Genomic DNA, 1,636 nt, shown 5'->3' with positions numbered 1-1,636 from the left:
GGTGGATTCAGGGTGTCTTGCTGGGTTCGGTCGCCTGCGCGTTCTCGGCAGCTCCGAACACGGCGACGGCCACAGCACCAGAGACGGCCCCCACGAAGGCCACCGCCACCAGCCAGCCCATCCCCGGGGCCGCCGTGTCACCGAGCAACACGACGCCGGTGATTCCGGGCACCACCGTCTCACCGGCGACGAGCGCGGCTGCGGCACCGTTGACCGAACCGAGTTGCAGCGCAACGGTGAAGAGATAGAAGCCACCGACCCCGGCAATGCCAACCGCCCACAACGCCGGGTCGGCGAGCAGAACGTCCAGCCGCAGGGGGTCGATTCCGTCGAGTACCCGGACCGCGACCGCCATCGCGCCGAACAGGAGCCCGGCGACGAGGCCGGCGGGAATGGCGGCACGGGCACCGAATACGCGCACCAGACCCACTCCGACCACCAGGATCAGCACCGCTACCGTCAGCACACCCCAGTGCACGGCGGGCGCGGCGGTGTCCCCGCCGGTGTGACCAGCGGTCAGACCCAGTACACACAGCGACACGACGACCAGGACGATGGCGAACACGTCGCGCGCGTGCAGGCGAACCCCCAGCACCGCGACGCCGAGAACGGCCGTCACGACCAGGTTGGCGCTCATGATCGTCTGTGAGAGGAACAGTGGGATGAGCCTGGCGGCGACGACGCTACCCAGGAACCCCAGGACGTCAAGTGCCATTCCGCAAATGAAGGTGGGGGTCAGCGCGGCGGCGATGGTCGCGGCCAGAGTCGGGGCACCCCCCGCCGAGGCGCGCTCCCCGAGGCGTTCGGCAGCAGCGGCCGAGCTCCGCGCTCCGTAGGCCTGAAGCACCGACGCGGTGCCGTAGCCGAAACACGCCAGCAATGCCGCCATCACACCTATCAACACGCTGCCAGTATTACCGTCGCCGGTTCCTGATGGCGGTGTTGTGGGTTCTCAAGGGTGAAGTCCATTTCTCATGGCGCCTTCGACGAGCTGACCCGGGAACGGCAGCGCCGGTGGTGGCCCGGACACTCACCGCGCCTGGATCGTGCACCGTGCCCACGACGTCGATGTCACGTCGGGCCAACGCGGGTACGACGAGGTTTGCGAACATGTCGGCGGATTTCGTTGCGAGGACTCGCTTGCTTGGCGACGACCCTGGTAACGATCAGGACGAGCGCCGGCACCACGATCTCGACGGCGGTCTGGGCCAGTTGAAACCAGTGGGGCCAGCCCTGCGCGGCAATGGAGATGATCCGACCGGTCGCGCCGAGCAGCAGAACGCCGGCCAGGAAGCGCACCGCGGCCAGGGGTATCGGTGACATGCGCGCCGCCCACAGCCAGGCCAGGCCGAATCCGATCATGATGCCGCCGGAGAATCGCTCGGTGGACTCCGAGGTGGCGTTCGCCATCGCGGCGCCGGGCGTCAGTTGGGAACCGAGAACGAACTGGCCGAGTCCTAGCACGATGCACACCATTCCGGTGATGAGGACCAGGTGCTTCATTTCACGCGTCATTGTCGTCTGCTCCAATTGGCAATGTTTCGTGGGTCTTTGGGTTGCTGATGTTGCGGACGCGGTGGTCGGTGAGACCGGCGATGACCACCTCGAGCAGCCGCTCGATTGCGTCGTGCTGCTG

2 protein-coding genes are annotated in these 1,636 nt (G+C 67.2%); both read right to left on the bottom strand.

What is annotated here, in order from left to right; genetic code table 11:
- Positions 1–7: 7 nt before the first annotated feature.
- A complete protein-coding gene (locus ACRDUX_RS12605; protein ID WP_526414366.1) occupies positions 8–904 on the bottom strand; it encodes a hypothetical protein in 897 nt (298 codons plus the stop codon).
- A 167-nt stretch (positions 905–1,071) separates the two neighbouring features.
- Entirely contained in the window at positions 1,072–1,515 is a 444-nt protein-coding gene (locus ACRDUX_RS12600) for a DUF4345 family protein (protein ID WP_526414365.1), read from the bottom strand.
- Positions 1,516–1,636 lie beyond the last annotated feature (121 nt).

Source organism: Mycobacterium sp. (assembly GCF_050701675.1).
In the GTDB taxonomy this organism is placed as follows: domain Bacteria; phylum Actinomycetota; class Actinomycetes; order Mycobacteriales; family Mycobacteriaceae; genus Mycobacterium.
Note: the sequence above shows the minus strand (reverse complement) of the source record. Positions and strands in the feature narration are given on the sequence as shown.

Coding starts and splice junctions, on each gene's coding strand:
- ACRDUX_RS12600 (WP_526414365.1), bottom strand. CDS start 1,515: ATGACGCGTGAAATGAAGCACCTGGTCCTCATCACCGGAATGGTGTGC.